At 65.1% G+C, this 14,909-nt stretch carries 13 protein-coding genes; 7 read left to right on the top strand and 6 right to left on the bottom strand.

Annotated features, from left to right (window positions below; translation table 11 throughout):
* Positions 1-35: 35 nt before the first annotated feature.
* On the top strand, positions 36-1,541 hold the full coding sequence (locus tag IEY07_RS08660) for a tyrosine-protein kinase domain-containing protein (RefSeq protein ID WP_188894778.1): 1,506 nt from the start codon (positions 36-38) through the stop codon (positions 1,539-1,541).
* A gap of 901 nt (positions 1,542-2,442) precedes the next feature.
* Here the strand turns inward: IEY07_RS08660 and IEY07_RS08655 are convergent.
* The 3 genes from IEY07_RS08655 to IEY07_RS08645 form a co-directional block, all read right to left on the bottom strand.
* On the bottom strand, positions 2,443-3,525 hold the full coding sequence (locus tag IEY07_RS08655; protein WP_188894777.1) for an acyltransferase family protein: 1,083 nt from the start codon (positions 3,523-3,525) through the stop codon (positions 2,443-2,445).
* Positions 3,526-3,555: 30 nt separating this feature from the next.
* Positions 3,556-5,112 (bottom strand): sugar transferase, encoded by a 1,557-nt coding sequence (locus IEY07_RS08650; protein ID WP_188894776.1) that lies wholly within the window; start codon positions 5,110-5,112, stop codon positions 3,556-3,558.
* Between the two features lie 252 nt (positions 5,113-5,364).
* Positions 5,365-5,859: a SixA phosphatase family protein gene (locus tag IEY07_RS08645; protein WP_188894775.1), complete on the bottom strand. Its 495-nt coding sequence runs from the start codon at positions 5,857-5,859 to the stop codon at positions 5,365-5,367.
* 70 nt (positions 5,860-5,929) lie between these two features.
* Between IEY07_RS08645 and IEY07_RS08640 the strand changes: the two genes are divergently transcribed.
* Positions 5,930-6,931 carry an acetylxylan esterase gene (locus tag IEY07_RS08640; protein ID WP_188894774.1) on the top strand — a complete coding sequence of 334 codons (1,002 nt, stop codon included), beginning with the start codon at positions 5,930-5,932 and terminating at the stop codon, positions 6,929-6,931.
* Between the two features lie 68 nt (positions 6,932-6,999).
* Positions 7,000-7,857: a sulfotransferase domain-containing protein gene (locus IEY07_RS08635; protein ID WP_188894773.1), complete on the top strand. Its 858-nt coding sequence runs from the start codon at positions 7,000-7,002 to the stop codon at positions 7,855-7,857.
* Between the two features lie 59 nt (positions 7,858-7,916).
* On the opposite strand, the gene IEY07_RS08630 is transcribed toward IEY07_RS08635, so the two are convergent.
* Positions 7,917-8,924, bottom strand: coding sequence for a TRM11 family SAM-dependent methyltransferase (locus tag IEY07_RS08630; protein WP_188894772.1), 1,008 nt, complete (start codon positions 8,922-8,924; stop codon positions 7,917-7,919).
* Positions 8,925-8,972: 48 nt separating this feature from the next.
* On the bottom strand, positions 8,973-9,533 hold the full coding sequence (locus tag IEY07_RS08625; RefSeq protein ID WP_373288816.1) for an inorganic diphosphatase: 561 nt from the start codon (positions 9,531-9,533) through the stop codon (positions 8,973-8,975).
* Between the two features lie 197 nt (positions 9,534-9,730).
* On the opposite strand from IEY07_RS08625, the gene dacB reads away from it, so the two are divergent.
* Positions 9,731-11,191: a D-alanyl-D-alanine carboxypeptidase/D-alanyl-D-alanine endopeptidase gene (gene dacB, locus IEY07_RS08620; protein WP_188894771.1), complete on the top strand. Its 1,461-nt coding sequence runs from the start codon at positions 9,731-9,733 to the stop codon at positions 11,189-11,191.
* Here dacB and IEY07_RS08615 read toward each other — a convergent pair.
* Positions 11,125-13,182, bottom strand: a complete 2,058-nt coding sequence (locus tag IEY07_RS08615) for a glycosyltransferase (RefSeq protein ID WP_188894770.1) — start codon at positions 13,180-13,182, stop codon at positions 11,125-11,127. The two genes, dacB and IEY07_RS08615, sit on opposite strands and share 67 nt — an antisense overlap.
* Positions 13,183-13,337: 155 nt before the next feature.
* Between IEY07_RS08615 and IEY07_RS08610 the strand changes: the two genes are divergently transcribed.
* The 3 genes from IEY07_RS08610 to IEY07_RS08600 are packed head-to-tail and all read left to right on the top strand — an operon-like array spanning position 13,338 to position 14,852.
* Positions 13,338-13,712: an ArsR/SmtB family transcription factor gene (locus tag IEY07_RS08610; RefSeq protein WP_188894769.1), complete on the top strand. Its 375-nt coding sequence runs from the start codon at positions 13,338-13,340 to the stop codon at positions 13,710-13,712.
* A 2-nt stretch (positions 13,713-13,714) separates the two neighbouring features.
* Complete coding sequence (locus tag IEY07_RS08605; protein ID WP_188894768.1) at positions 13,715-14,383, top strand: DUF899 family protein; 669 nt, start codon at positions 13,715-13,717, stop codon at positions 14,381-14,383.
* Positions 14,376-14,852, top strand: a complete 477-nt coding sequence (locus tag IEY07_RS08600; RefSeq protein ID WP_188894767.1) for an SRPBCC family protein — start codon at positions 14,376-14,378, stop codon at positions 14,850-14,852. The genes IEY07_RS08605 and IEY07_RS08600 overlap by 8 nt, the downstream gene beginning before the upstream one ends.
* The last annotated feature ends 57 nt before the right edge of the window (positions 14,853-14,909 follow it).

The raw sequence follows: 14,909 nt of genomic DNA, 5'->3' as shown, positions 1-14,909 counted from the left end.
GAGGCGGACGATCGGCGACCATCGAGGGGTAACAGATGACGCTAACGGAATTCCTGGGCACCTTACGGCGACGGTGGGTGTACCTGGTCGTAGCAGTCGTACTCGGCTGTGCGCTCGGCACAGCTTCATTCGCCTTCGCGACGCCCATGTACAGATCGAGCGCAACAGTCTATTTCTCCGTTCCGCAGGCGACCTCCGGTGGCGATCTTGCGCAGGGGGGCGACTACACCCAGGCCCAGCTAGCCTCGTACGCAGAGCTCGCAACAAAACAGATCGTTCTGGAGCCGGTTATAGCCTCTCTGAGGCTCGACACAACACCCACCACCCTTGCTGGATCCATCTCGGCAACCGTGACGAACGACACCGTTCTCACTACCATCACCGTCAGCAACACCAACCCGAAACAGGCGGCTGCGATAGCGAACGCCGTGGCCGAACAGCTGGGCAAGACCGTTCGTCAACTGTCGCCCAAGTCGGCACAGGGTGAGCCGGTTGTCGACTTTGCGATCGCGGGTCGTGCAGCTGTGCCGCAGTATCCGTACTCTCCGAAAAAGAAGATCGATCTCGGTGGCGGGTTCCTCGGGGGCCTGATCATCGGCATGGTCGCCGCCATCGCCCGCGATCGCCTCGACACCAGGATCCGCGACGCGGCCCAGCTCGGTTCGCTGCCCGGATTGGGCAGGATTCCCTTCGATCGGTCCGCGGCAAGGCGTGGGCGCTCCCCGCTGATCACCGATTGGCGGGACGGCTCCGAACGGGCCGAGGCATTTCGAAAGCTGCGTACGGCTCTGCAATTTGTCGACGTCGATCATCCGTTGGGCGTGATCGCAGTGACCTCATCTTCAGCCGCCGAAGGAAAGTCTGGTGTGTCGGCCAACCTTGCGGTCGCCTTCGCTGAGGCTGGCCATCGTGTTGTCCTGCTCGATGCCGATCTCCGACGTCCGTCGATTGCCGACTACTTCGGGGTCGAGGGTGCGGTGGGGCTGACCAACGTGCTGGCGAGGCAAGTCGAGCCGTCGGACGTCATCCAGTCATGGGGAGACACTGACCGCTTGTCGATCATGTCTGCAGGGTCCATTCCCCCGAACCCGTCGGAGTTGCTCGGCAGCTCGCGGATGGAAGACCTGCTGGCCAAGCTCCGCGCGGAGTACGACATCGTGCTGATCGACACACCGCCACTCCTGCCGGTGACCGACGCCGCTGTGATATCCGTCAAGGTCGATGGCGTCGTGATGATTGCGCGCTATGGACGCACAAAAAAGCCGGCTATCGCACATGCCATCGGCGCTCTGAATGCCGTCGATGCACATGTCGTGGGCGTGGTGATCAATCGAGTGCCGCGCAAGCGCCGACGTGACGGTTACAACTACTACCGCGCCCAGGGGAAGTCCGGGTCTGGGACCGGGACCATCCTTGGGTCTGCGGAATCGCCTGTTGCGCATCGGTCCCCGGAACACGCAGCTGCAGGAGATTCGCGCCGGGTCACGGAGTCTGCAATACACAACGATGCCACGACGTCGAGCGTTGTGCCCGTCCGCTAACTAGTTCAACGGAGTCGCATCCCCCGCCAGAACACCCACGACATATCAGAAGTCAGATCGTCACCAATCGGTCGGCGCTTGTCGATTCGGTAGGGGTGCCGGCAGTACCAAGCCACTGTAACCAGCAGCTGGCGGGCGTGGCCGTTCCCGGTCTTGGGTGATTTGGCCCCTGGCTGCGCGATTGGTCGGAGCAGCTCTCCCAGGGACCAGACCGATGGACGGGCCGATCGAGGCGCCGGTGAACTGGTCCAGTCGCCGATCTCCACGGTCAGCCGGAACTCTCGGCAAGCGCGGAGATGCCACCCAAGCATCCCAACCGATGCTCGGATGGCGTGCAAGAGGCTGGATGCTGCGATCGCCGAACTGGCCACGGACAGTGAATGCCGCAGTAACAGTCGACAGACAGCCGATGCCGGGGCCGCAGATCCTCTCGGCAGTCCTCCCTACACCGAACCAGGTCCCTGCTGCCGCCTGCTCGACCGACGGCCCGCCACCGACGTGTGATCGTCCAGCCGAAAAAGCCGCGCCAGATGCACCGCATCCCGGGCATCAGCCGTGACCCGATCACCAGCCGGCCGCTGCAGCTTCGGCGGCGCCACCATCTCGCAGCGGATCCGGGCCTCGGTCAGGACACGGGACGGCCCGAACCCGTCGGCCCCGCCTCATAGACCCACCGCGACCGGACCCGGCAGACCGGCCAACCAGGACCGGATCTGCCCGGATCAGGAGTTAACCTCGACTAGAACAACTCACCCGACACACCATCGATCGCCGCTGCGACAGACCTGCGTGCTTGTCGGATAGGCCGAGCGGGAGCCACTACTCGGTAACCCACCGCGAATCTTGTGAGTGAGGCCCGGCCTACTACCCCGGTCAACCAACCGGCGTCGCTGCATGCCGTCTAGGAGTCGACGCGTCCGATCTTCACGAAGGAATCCTGGCCGACTGGCTGGACGGATCGCCGTAACGTAAGGGACTTCAGGCGAAGTGCGTGGCGTTCCACGCCGAACCAGGACGCTGCTGCGAACGGCGCTGTCATAAGGATTCCGAGAAGGGCAAACACGGGCACGCCGAGCTTCCAGGCGCCGAGCATCGCAAGCGACTGCTGGACCGGGAACGCATATACATACACCCCGTACGAGATGTCGTTGCGGAGTTGTAGTTTTGGTGATCGGATCGCCGCGCCGATCACGATCAACAAGTACGCCAACGGAATCGCGGCCAGCAGGCGGTAGTCGGGCAAGAACGCCGCGACCGCGACCAATAGGGCCGCAACCGCGCTCAGTAGCGGGGTGACCGGAATCCGGGGAGCCAGCAATTGGATGAGCGTGCCAGCGAGGAACATCAGCGCGAACCGTGCGCCTGTCCCGATCAGATACGTCTGGTGGTGGACGACGCCAAGGTCTCTTGCTAGCGCAAGGAGAAGCACGGCGCCGAATAGGGCAATGACGACCGGCACTCGTCGGATCAAGCCGATAAGGCCGAGTACGGCTACGCCGAGGTAGCAGATCGCCTCCCAGGCGAGAGTCCAGATCGAGCCGTTCCAGACGTGTTCGTACGGCACCCCTGTGGGGATACCGGAGATGTCGTAGCGGGTCACCCACAGCAGACCGTTGGCCCGCATATACGCCAGCTCATCAGCAAGCCGCAGGCTTCCTCCTGTCAAGGTCACCATGACCGGTGCAAGGACGAGAGCAGTAAAAAGCAAGCAGACATAGAAGCCTGGAAGCAGCCTGAGCGCGCGTGCTCGTAGGAAGGACAACAGACGCGGACGACTGAGCCACGAACCGGTGATCAGGAAGCCAGAGATCGCAAAGAAGCCGTCGACCGAAACATTGCCCAGCAGTTGGCTGGCAGGGGCGAAACCGAGGGTGTGTCCGGAGAGGGGAAAGGCGTGCCAAACGATCACACCTGCTGCCAAGATCAGCCGCAGGAGGTTCAGCCCGTTTTGGCGACGATCGAATACGGTGCCGAGTGTCGTCAACGGTATCTCCGCATCACTTGTCTCACGACCTCAAAACGCTCCACGCTTCGCGAACACCGCGTACGCGGTCTTGAAGATGATCGCCAGATCGAGACCGATGGACCAGTTCTCCACATACTTGAGATCGAGGCGCACGCTCTCTTCCCACGTGAGCAACGACCGTCCGCTGACCTGCCACAGGCCAGTCAGCCCCGGAACGACCTTCAGCCGACGGCGGACTGATTCGGCGTACTCATCGACCTCCGACTGAAGGGGCGGCCGCGGGCCGACCAGCGACATCGACCCGGACAGGACGTTGAAGAGCTGAGGGAGTTCGTCGATGGAGTACTTGCGCAGAATCCTGCCCACACGAGTGATCCGGGGATCGTGCTCGATCTTGAAGAGCGGGCCGGCGCCTTCGTTCTCGGCCATCAACGCAGCCAGCTTCTGTTCGGCGTCGACGCACATGGATCGGAACTTCAACATCGTGAATGGCTTGCCGTCGATCCCGATCCGGGTTTGCCGGAAGACGATCGGACCACGGTCGTCGAGCTTGATCACGAGCGCGACGATTGCCAACAACGGGGCGATCACCAACAAACCCACACTGGTGATCGCGATGTCCATCGCCCGCTTGATGCGGCGCGTGAATCCGTCGAAGTGCGGTTGCTCCACGTGCAGCATCGCGGTGCTGCTGTAGGTCTGGATGTGCATGCGAGGCCTGGCGACGTCAACCAGACCCGGATGCACCAAGAGGTCGACGTCGACGCTCTCGAGCGACCAGGCAAGGCTCCGGACAAATGTCGGACGCATGGCGTCAGCACCCGTCACGGCCACGGCGTGGCAGTCCAATTCCGAGGCGATTGCCGCGACGTGATCGAGGTCACCGGCGACCGGCAGCCCCATCTCGCGAGCCCGATCCAACTCAGCAGCCGGCACGCATACACCGGCAACCCGCATGCCCATGGTGCGTTCGCGCTCGACGGCGGCACACAACTCTTGGACGGCTTCAGGGCTGCCGACCATGATCACCCGGCGCAGATTGCCACCGGATCGCTGCGACTTACGGAGATGCTGGCGCCACGCGACCCGGGCGCCAGTGCTTGCAAACGCCGCAGCCGGCGCCGCGACGGCAACCGACTTGAGGAGGCCTTCGGTACCGAACCACGCGGTCGGCAGGGCCGCCGCGACAATCACCACTGCCAGGGCTCGGACCACCGCTGCGATCTCGGTGCTGCCGACGCCGACGTGCTTTCGGCGGTAGCCCTTCGATGCCCCGACCCAGAAGGGCCAGGCAACCAGTCCGATGGCGCCAAGCAGCAACCACTCGTTGAGTTCCTGGGGGCGCAGCCCGCGTGGCACCAGCGCCGCAACCATGACGGCAGCAAGCCCGGCGAGCGCGTCAACTCCGACCACCCGGCGCAGATAGCGCTGGCTCCAGGTGCGGAAGTCAGTGGCTCTGTTGGCGAATCGTCGAGCCTGACGCTCCAGCGCGTCGCCCATGAAGTCTGCGGTCTCGGCCGCAACGGTGTGTACACCGTCGTGCTCCTCGGCAATGGCCAGTCTGGTCTCGCCGAGGAGCGCGACGGCATTGTCAGTAACTGACATGCCTGATATCCCCCGATATCCCCCGATATGCACGCCTCAGGCGGCGTGTTGTGCATCACGGAGGAGGGATTGGCAAGACCAAGACACTACGCAGCGCACCGCAGACGCGGAAACACTTCGTAGATTTCTCCCCCGAGATGCACTGATGTTAGCGCGCCAGCGGGGGCGACGTGGGCGTTACTGACCGAAACCTGCAAAAGTCGCCGTAATCTTTTGGTCAGCTCAGCGTCGTGCACCGTTTCATCACTCGGGTCACGCGGCAAGCCGTAGCCAGTTGAGCCTGGCAACCCGAAGATCTGCCCAGGGCCCGTCGACGTCGAACTCACTCACCGTGGCGACCGGATAGCGGGTGATGATCACGTCGAGGCCGTGCTGATCTGATCCGGGGCCGGCCAACTGGACAGCCAGGGTCGGCACTCCAGGTCCGTGTCCGATCACCAGTGCGGTGCCCACCGCCTCGTCGAGCAGCTGCACCGAGTCCAAGATCGAATCAGCGCCGGCGTTGTAGATGCTGTCGCTGTATTCGACCGGTGCATCGATACCGAGGGCGTTCCAGGTCTGTCGAGTCCGGGTCGCCGAAGAACACAGGACCTGCTCGATCCGTACGCCGCGGCCGCGGAGTGCAGCACCGACAGCAGTCGCCTGCTCGATTCCGAAGTCGGTCAACGGACGCTCGTGATCCTTGACCCCGGACGCGTAATCGGCAGCCTGCGCATGACGCAGCAGCAGCAGACGATGGTCAGCCATGCAATCACCCTACGAGATGGTGGACAGTCTCGTCGGGCGAAAGATCAGAGCGACTCTAGGATCAACAGCCATGGCGCAATTCGACATGGCTCTTGATCAACTCCAGGCATATCGGCCGACGGTGGCCGAGCCGGACGATTTCGACGAGTTCTGGACCTCGACGCTCACCGAGGCAGGACAGTTCGATCTTGACCCGACGTTCGTCAAGATCGAGACCGGGACGCCGGTGTTCGACACCTACGATCTGACCTTCTCCGGATTCGGGGGCACCCGGGTCAAGGGATGGTTCATCACACCGGCCGGCGCCGAAGGTCCGCTGCCGACCGTCGTGGAGTATCTGGGCTACTCCGGCGGGCGCGGACTGCCGTTCTCCCGGCAGACCTTCGCAGCCGCCGGCTGGGCGTACGTGATCATGGACACCCGCGGTCAAGGCTGGGCAAGCGGCGGTTACGAGTCGACCCCGGACCTGAGCAGTGACGCGGGCCTGCACCACACCCCGGGCTTCATGACAGCCGGCCTGACCGACCCGAAGGCGTACTACTACCGGCGCGTCTACACCGACACCGTCCGCTGCCTCGAGGCCGTCCGCGGCAATCCGCTGGTCGACTCGTCCAAGATCGTCGTCACCGGCGGCAGTCAGGGTGGCGGATTGTCGATCGCCGCTGCGGGACTGGCGCCCTACGTCGGAATCGATCTTGCTGGATGTGCGCCGAATGTGCCGTTCCTCTCCCACTTCGCTCGCGCCATCCAGATCACCGACCGGGATCCCTACCACGAAATCACCCGCTACCTGGCGGGCTGGCGCGACCTGGTCCCGGTCGCGTACCGCACGCTGTCGTATTTCGACGGCGTCAATCTCGGCAAGCGGGCGAAAGCGCCGGCGCTGTTCTCGGTCGGGCTGATGGACCTGACCTGTCCGCCGTCGACGGTCTACGCCGCCTACAACTTCTACGGCGAGGACGGCGGAAATCCCGAGAAGTCGATCGATGTGTACACGCACAACGATCATGAGGGTGGAGGCGACTACAACACCGGCCGTCGCTTGGAGTGGTTCGCCGAATTGTTCGCCTGATGGCACGTCGGGTCGCGGGCCATTTGCGTTAACTCTCCTGTGGCTCCGGAGTGCTACCTTCCGGGCCCATGCCTCGGGAGATTCCTGATTTCATCATCATCGGCGCGATGAAGTGCGGGACGACGACCCTTTACCAGCACCTGGCCAGCCACCCGGGCGTCTTCATGTCGACGATGAAGGAGCCGAACTTCTTCGTCGAGCGCCGGAACTGGTCGAGGGGCTTCGACTGGTACCGGTCACTGTTCGCGGACGCGGAGCCTGGGGCGCTGCTGGGTGAGGCGACGACGAATTACACCAAGAGCGCGAATTTCCCGGGAGTCCCGCGGCTGATCCACCAGCATGCCCCGAACGCGAAATTGATCTACCTGCTCCGGGATCCGGTCGAACGGATCCGGAGCCACTACGCACATACGGTCGTCCGTGGGCGTTCGGTCCGGCCACCCGCGGAGGCGATCAGGACCAGGTCGATCTATGTGCGCACCAGCCTGTACGGACGTGAGCTGCTCAACTATCGGCGGCACTTTCCTGCCGATCAGATCCTGGTGCTGCTCACCGAGGATCTACGCGACGACCCGGCCGGCGTGTTGGCCCGCACCGCGGAGTTCCTCGGGCTGGATCCCTACGACAATCCGGACGCTGATCGGCACTACCACGTGACTCCCAGCCACCGAACGACCAACAGGCTGGGTGTGGCAGTTGACCGCCGTCCGCGGCTCTCGGAGTGGAGTGAGCGCAGGCTTCCGGAACGCCTGCGGGAGCGCCTGCTCACCCGTCCGGCCCCGGCATCATTCGGGGGCGAGCCCATCCCTGGCGAGGTGATCGACCGGGTCAGCAGGGTGCTGGCGGCCGACCGCAGGCTGTTGCTGCGACTGGTCGATCTCGATCTGCGCAAGTGGGCACCGCTGCACGCGCCTGCTGCCAGTTGATCACCGATAGTTGATCATAAGTAGTTGATCATAAGTAGTTGATCATAAGTAGTCGATCATCAGGGCTTGCGAGCGACGAACGCGTCGCGGAAGATCGATGAGTCGACCCGGTGCCCGAGTCGGAGATAAGGCCCGTCGTCCATCGGTTCCAGACCGGCCCCGTCAGCAATCGCGGTCAGCTCTTCGCGCGTCAGCCCGTATGTGTTCCAGGCCAGGCCGAGCGCGCCGCCGTGCTTGAGCTGTCCGGCCCAGACCGGCAGAGCGTCGGCCAGCAACCCCGCGGAGGATCTGTCCCGGCCGCCGCGGTCGGCACTGCCGTGCACCACTCCGTACGGGGCATCGGCGACGACAAGATCGAATTTGCGTTTTCCCCACAGGACAGCCGATTGCCGGGTGTCCCCAGTAAGAACGGTGAGCTGCTGTTGGCGATCACCCGGCTCCGGCGTCACCTCGACCTGCAGCCGGCGTCCCAGGCTGCGCCCCTCGCGCCGGACCGGGTCCATCGAGGCCTTGTGCTTGAGCCGCTTGCGCCGCAGGTAGGTCTTCAGGAACGCGGCGTACGCCTCGACCGCCTTGACATCGGACTCGACGCCGGCGACGTCGTAGCCGAGGGTGAGGCCGACGCTCAGCGTCGTGCCGCGGCCGGCGAGCGGGTCGAGCAGGGTGATCGGACCGGACGCGTCGCGGGTCATCGACGCCGCGGTGATGTTGATCAGCAAACGGGTGAACTGCTCGTTGGTCTTGCCCTGGTATTTCGGGATGGTCACCAGGTCGTCGGCGAAGCGGTCGGTGTCGACCAACTCGACCGGACGGAGCAGCTCGACCCCATCGGCGCCGACCCGTTCGAAAACCGCGTACGCCGACGACAACCGGGAGACCACCCCCGAGACAGCCGGGTAGTCGTCGGTCTCGAAGCCGACGTAGTCGACGCCGGCGACCGTCTGCACTCCTGAGACGGCTGCGGCGGAGCCTGCGCAGATCTCCAGCTCGATCGCGGACAGACCGGCGGCCTGCCCGGCGAAGACACGATTCGCCGACGGGGTCACCAAGATCAGATATTGCGCCATCTCAGCTCCGCGACAGCAAGGGATCAGGCGATCTCAAGAAACGGGATCTCAGTGCTCGAACGCCTCGGGTCCGGCCTTCCGCAGCCGCTCGAAGCTGGCCAGGATCTCGGCTTCCGCGTCCTCGACGCCGGTCCAGCTGGCGCCCTCGACCGACTTGCCCGGCTCGAGGTCCTTGTAGACGGAGAAGAAATGCTCGATCTCCAGCAACTGGTACTGCCGGATGTCGGTCACATCGCGCAGATGATCACGGCGCTGGTCGTCGGCCGGGACGCAGAGCACCTTGTCGTCGGCGCCCTTTTCGTCGGTCATCCGGAACATGGCGATTGCGCGGCACTTGATCAAACAACCCGGAAACGTCGGTTCCGAGACCAGGACCAGCGCGTCCAGCGGGTCGCCGTCCTGGCCGAGGGTCTCCTCGATGAAGCCGTAGTCGGCCGGATACTGGGTCGAGGTGAAGAGCGTACGGTCCAGCCGGATCCGGCCGGTCTTGTGGTCGACCTCGTACTTGTTCTTCTGACCCTTGGGGATCTCCACGGTGACGTCGAAGGTCAGTCCGCTGAGCGGCTTGGTCGGGATGGAGGGGGCTGCGCCCGGATTGATGTCGGTCACGGGTCCAACGGGCCTTTCTGTCTCTGGCTCTGTGCCGCTGTGAAGCGCTTGTGGCGCGTTGCGGGCAACAAGCTACGAGCGTATCGCCAAAGCCCCCGGATCCTTCAGTCGGCAGTCACTGCTCGGGCGGCTACTGTGAGCACTCTCACTTCTCGCACCCGGTGGGGTGCACGGACGGATGGCAGGCGAGGTCTCGGGTGGCCGCTCGACGGGTCAAACTGATGGGCGCGGTAGCGGCCGCGCTCGTCGGAGTCGTCGCCCTGGCCGGCTGCGGGCTCGCTCCGAACAACAACTCCTCGCTGCCCGGGACCGGGGCGGCGCCGAGTTCGGTTGCCGCGGCCACTCCCTCGGGAGCCGGCACGCCGTCAGCTACCGTGCCGATCCCCAGTCCGACCGCGTCCCCGGCGTCCGCGCTGGACCCGGTGCTGAATCCGGTGACGAAGCCGGCAACCAGCCACTCCGCAGCGGTGGCGGCGAAGGTGGCTTCGGCCGGCACGGTCAAGGGCGCTGCCGTGTCCGCTGCCGTCATGTCTGCCCAGACCGGCAAACTGCTCTACTCCTCGGGCAGCAGCACCGGGCTGATCCCCGCTTCGGTGACGAAGCTGCTGACGACCTCGGCGGCGCTCAAACTGCTCGGCCCGCAGCATCACTTCCGGACCTCGGTTGTCGATGCCTCGACCACCAGCAAAGGCAAGCCCGTCCACCGGATCGATCTGGTCGGCGGCGGCGACCCTTATCTCACTGCGACCAAGAAACAGGCGACCCTCCCGGGTCAGGCATCTCTCCAGGCGCTGGCTGCGGCGACCGCCAAGGCGCTCAAGTCGGACAAGGTCACCAGCGTCCGGCTCGGCTACGACGCATCGCTGTTTCCCGGGCCGTCCTGGAATCCGACCTGGCCGTCGGGCTATTCGACGGTTGTGACGCGGACGAGCGCGCTCTGGGTCAACGAGGGGCGGCTGTACGGCTCCGAGGGGCCCCGGCAGCCTGATCCGGCAGAGTCGGCGGCCGCCGAATTCGCCAAACTGCTGCGCAGCTACGGCATCAAGGTGTCCAAGGTGTCTGCGGCCAAGGCTCCATCCCACGCCGATGAGGTGGCCGGCGTCGATTCGCTTCCGTTGTCCAAGATCATCGAGAAGCTGCTGATGGCCAGTGACAACGACGCCGCCGAGGTCGTCGCCCGTCAGGTCGCGATCGCCGACCACAAGCCGGGGACGATCGCCAACGCGCTGAATTCGATCAAGAAGGTGCTGACCATCCTCGGCGCCTGGACACCCGGGACCAAGATATACGACGGCAGCGGGCTCTCCCGGGACGGCCGGATCCCCGCCGACACCTTCGTCAAGGTCCTGCGTCTGGGCATCGATGGCGACCAGCCCGACCTCGCCCCGGTGTTCACCGGTCTCCCAGTGGCCGGGGTCGAGGGCAGCCTGAAGTATCGGTTCGATGAAGGGAAGCTGGCGGAGAAGGGACAGGGCCTCGTACGAGCCAAGACCGGGACGCTGACCGGCGTCCATTCCCTGGCGGGCTACGCCTCCACCCGCGACGGCGAGTTGTTGATCTTCGCCTTCGTCGTCAACCACGCAAAGAACGACTACAGCGCCGTGGCTTGGCTGGACCGTGTGTCCGCGGCCGTTGCGTCGTGCGGCTGTGCTTCCTGATCCGGACCCGACCGGGCCGATCGGATCGGCCCTACCGAGCGCACGGCGCGTCGGTACGCATTGGCGTGCTGGATTCCACCCAGGTCCCAGTCCCGTGCCTCAAGATCGGGTCGTTCCGCATGGTGTCCGGCCCGCACGGAGGCCAGCGCTTCCTCGATCGCCGCAGCGCTGATCTCGCCCGCGTAGGTGTGCACCCAGCCCGGGCCGACCTCCGCGGCAAGCTTGCGGTTGACCTCGTTGTCAGGCACCAGAACGGGCCGGTCCAGCGACAGTGCGGTCAGCACCGCCGCCGAATTGTGCATCTCCTGATAGGGGAGGACCACCAGCTCTGCTGCAGTGATCTCGGCGACCAGATCCGACTCTTCGACGAAGCCCAACTGCAGATCGATCCTGTGGTCGTCTCCCGCAGCGGATCGGATCTGGGCGTCCAGCTCGGCTGTCGACGGCTTGCCCAGCACGTGCAAGCTGGCCTCCGGGTCCGCCACATCTCGGAACGCCTCCACCAGCGCGGGGACATTCTTGTAGCGACGCACCAGGCCCTGGAAGACGACTCTGCCTCGCACTGTTGGCTGGGTCGGGTAGCGCCCGTACCAGTCGCGGTAGTGACCGTGCAGGATCGTTGCCCCGGGTCGGTTCGCCGGTAGGTCGGTGCTGGTGTTCAGCCGGATCCACAGTGCTGTCCGGCGCTCCATCACGTGCAGCAGCCCCACCTCGATCGGGTCGATTCCCTGGGGCAGTTCAAGGTTGTGCATGGTCCGCACGATCGGCACCCTGCGCAGCCGCATCCTGATCATGAACAGCACGAACAGCAGCCGACGTACTGCGGTCTTGAGTGGGGTCGTGCCCTCCAGGAGGATCTCCGGCCAATGCACGTGGAAGACGTCGTAGTCGTCCAACAGCGCCGTCCGCCAGGAGAAGTGCTTGATCGTCAATCCGGGGGCCGTGCGAAGGCCCTGCTCGAGCAGCAGCCGGTATGGATTGCCCTTCGGCGGTGTCGCCGGGAAGGACATCAGTGCGGTGATCGGCCAGGAGTCCGAAGTTTCGGCCTCCGTGGCCGCCGTTCTCGCGGTCGGTCGTTGGGGGCGGACCAGTCCACGCAGTGCGATCCGCAAGCCAGCCAACGAGCCGGCGACCGCCGCGCGCAATGGTGAGCGCGTGTGCAGCAACTGCCGCCGACCGCCACGGAGCAGGATCTGCCAGCTCTCTCGCGGAGTCGTCGCTATCCACCGCAGCACCAGCCGCCGTGCCAGGTTCTGGGAGGCGAAGACCAAGCGGTTGCGGCAGTTGTAGAAGTAATAGAGATCGGAGAGTCGCCGGTCATTGCCGTCGCGCTGGGTGCCTCCCTCATCGTGGGTGACCGTGAGGTCCTCGCGGACGACCAGCGTGCCGCCCAGCTCCTGGATCCGACGGCTGAAGTCGACGTCCTCCCAGTAGAGGAAGTAGCCGTCGGCCATGCCGCCGACCCGGTCCATCAGTTCCCGGGACAGCGCCAGGCAGGCTCCGGTCAGCCAGCCGATCTCGTACGGTCCAAGATCACGAAGTCCGGCCCGACCGCGGATGTGCCCGGTCCGCAGGTCGACCGCCGACCCGGCTGCCCAGGCAGTCCCGTCAGGCCTGATCACCCGAGGTGCGACCAGGGCATCAGGCTGGCTGACCGCGTGCTCGTGCAATGCCGTCAGCGTCGCGACATCGACGATCGCATCCGGATTGATCAAGAGGAAGGCGTCCGCGCCGAGCTCTCGACCGCGGCGAACACCGGCATTGACGCCGAGACCGAATCCCTCGTTCGTCGGCGACAGCACCGGCTCCCAGCCGTGCCGGACGCAGACCTCTCGGACACGCTGCTGCTCGTCGGCGGTGGTGAAGTTGTCCACTACGACGACGCGGCAGTCCGGCGCACCAGAGAGCGCGGCGAAATTGGTCTCGATCAGCCCGATCGAGGCGTAGTTGACCACGACCACGGCGATCGGGCGTGCGAATGGTTCCTGCACAAACAGTCCTGTTCCCCCAGGCGGCCAGGATCGAGCCGCTGGTTCATCGTAGGCGGAACGGCACCCCGCCGCGGTCGTTTCGTACGTCTTGACAGCGTGATCGGTGGCTGCTCTACTTAGCTCACTGGATAATTAACTGATCGAGAAAGTACGAGATGACCGTCACTGCTGAGCCGGACACTCTGAGCCGCACGTTTGCCGCTCTGGCCGATCCGACGCGCCGCTCGATGCTCGCCCGGCTGTCCGAGGGCGAGGCGACGGTCAACGAGCTGGCGGCGCCGCATGAGCTCAGCCTCCCGGCGATCTCCAAGCATCTGAAGGTGCTGGAATCGGCCGGGCTGATCACCAAGCGCCGCGCGGCGCAGACCCGGCCCTGCGCGCTCAATCCCGCTCCGCTGCAGGACGCCGAGGCGTGGCTGCAGCAATATCGCCGGTTCTTCGAGGCGAGCTTCGACCGCTTGGAGGACCAACTGCGCAGGATGCAGGGATCCGATCCTGATGCACGACCCGATCACGAGGGAAAGGACTGATCATGACGACCACCGATCAATCGAGTATCGGTCAACCGACCCGGTCCGCCGCCCCGGCACTGCCGCCGGTTGTGTCGGCGCAGGAGTGGCAGCAGGCACGCGACGAGCTGATGGTGCTGGAGAAGCAGGCGACGCGTTCGCTGGACGCGCTGGCCGCCCGGCGCCGCCGGCTGCCCGCGATGCGCTTCGGCAACTACGAATTCACGACCGCGGACGGCACCACCACGCTGCTCGACCTCTTCGGCGACAACAACGAACTGGTGGTCTACCAGTTCATGGACGCCGGCCCGGGCAATCAGTGCCCGGGTTGCACCCACTTCACCCGCAACGTCGTCAACCTCGGGACTCTGGCCCGGGAGGGCGTCAGCTGGGCACACATCTCCGAGATGCCGATCGAACAGATCACCGAGATCACAGCCCGTGAGGGCTGGACGATGCCGTTCGTTTCGTCCCGCGGCACCACCTTCTTCGCCGACAACGGCGTCGTGGGTTTCATGCTGATGGTCTACCTGCGCGCCGGCGACGACATCTACCGCACCTACACGACCGGATCGCGCGGTGTGGACCGGCTGATGTTCCTGCACAACATCCTCGACCTGACGCCGTACGGACGCCGCCAGGACTGGGAGGACTCTCCCGAGGGCTGGCCGCAGGAGCCGACCTATGGCTGAGCCCGTGCCCGTCGCCGATCAGGAGTTCACCATCACCCGGATCCTCGACGCGCCGCCGGAGATCGTATTCGCCTGCTGGACCGAGCCGGACCGGATGACCTGGTGGGGTCCGGAAGGCACGACAACGCCCCGCGACACCATCTCGGTCGACCTGCGGCCGGGCGGATTCTGGCGGCTGACCATGGTCAACGACCTGACGGGGGAGCGCTACCCGACCGAAGGGATCTTCACCGACGTCGAGGTGCCGCACCTGCTCCGCTTCAGCTGGGCCGACCAGGGCCATCGACCCGCCGACGCGCCGCTGGTCACCGTCCGGTTCGAGCCGTACGGCGACGGTCAGACCGAGTTGATCTTCACCTTGGCGATGCACGACCTCCCGGCCGAGAAGATCCGTGAGTTGCTCGCGATCGGCATCAGGCCCGGCTGGGAACAGACCATCGACCGGCTGCGTACGCTGCTGGCCACCTAGTGCTTTCCGGGGTCGATCAGGGTGCGCGGGTTCACGTCCGCGACCGGCGGCGCGCAT

It is taken from the genome of Microlunatus endophyticus (assembly GCF_014646195.1).
Classification (GTDB): Bacteria; Actinomycetota; Actinomycetes; order Propionibacteriales; family Propionibacteriaceae; genus Microlunatus; species Microlunatus endophyticus.
Note: the sequence above shows the minus strand (reverse complement) of the source record. Positions and strands in the feature narration are given on the sequence as shown.